Origin of the sequence: Clostridium tagluense (assembly GCF_003865095.1) — a bacterium.
GTDB classification, from domain to species: domain Bacteria; phylum Bacillota; class Clostridia; order Clostridiales; family Clostridiaceae; genus Clostridium_AD; species Clostridium_AD tagluense.
In genome coordinates this window covers 1-796 of the sequence record NZ_BHYK01000118.1, presented here as the reverse complement: position 1 = coordinate 796, position 796 = coordinate 1, and the positions used below count along the sequence as shown (strand labels likewise).

Here is a 796-nt window from a genome sequence, read left to right as displayed (position 1 = left end):
ATTATTGTGTCAGTGTCAATCACTGTTTTTTCGTGCTGTGCACCTATTATTAAAGCCTTTGTTAATATCATATTTAGACGTCTTATAGAACCAGTACAGCTTCTGTATGCAGCTAAAATGGCATTATCATCAATTATTTCAGAAGAAGCACTTGCCAATGAGAGTCTAGAACGAATGTATTCTATAGCCTCAGTCTCTGAAAGCCCTTCAAAATCATAATTTATTATGATCCTTTGCTTTAATGCTTCATGTATCTGTTTTTCTAAGATGTTATTAAGTATAGGTTGACCTATCAAAACTAGTGAAAAACAGTCCTTTGAGTCCATAGAGAAATTCATGAGTAGTTTTAAATCCTTCAATATATCATTACTCAAATACTGTGCTTCATCCCATACAAGTATGTAATGGACGCCCTTATCACTGCTCATGTTTTCCATATAGTCTTTTATATTTTTAAACATGTCTGACTTGCGAGAGCAAGGTTCGAGTCCGAGGGAGATACAAAACTGACGATAAAACTCAGCAGTAGTTACTGTAGTAAAGCAAAGATAAATAACCTTTGTTAAATTTGGATTAACTTTCTTCGCGAAACATCTTAGAGCAAAAGTTTTTCCACTACCAGGCGAAGCCGTAAATAATCCTATGCCTCTAGTTTCATTAAGATAATCGAGTCTTGATATCATTTCTTTTAAATCCCTTGAGATATATGCATCTTTTTCTTTAATACCTTTTTCAAAAGGGTTTAAGGTCATACCATAAAACTGCTTAAACATATTTAACACCATCCTTTGAATAA

The 796-nt window shown here is 33.3% G+C and carries 1 protein-coding gene; it reads right to left on the bottom strand.

Annotated features, from left to right (window positions below; genetic code table 11):
- Positions 1-773 (bottom strand): ExeA family protein (locus Ctaglu_RS24790; RefSeq protein ID WP_125006729.1); only part of this gene is annotated, 773 nt, incomplete at its 3' end.
- Positions 774-796 lie beyond the last annotated feature (23 nt).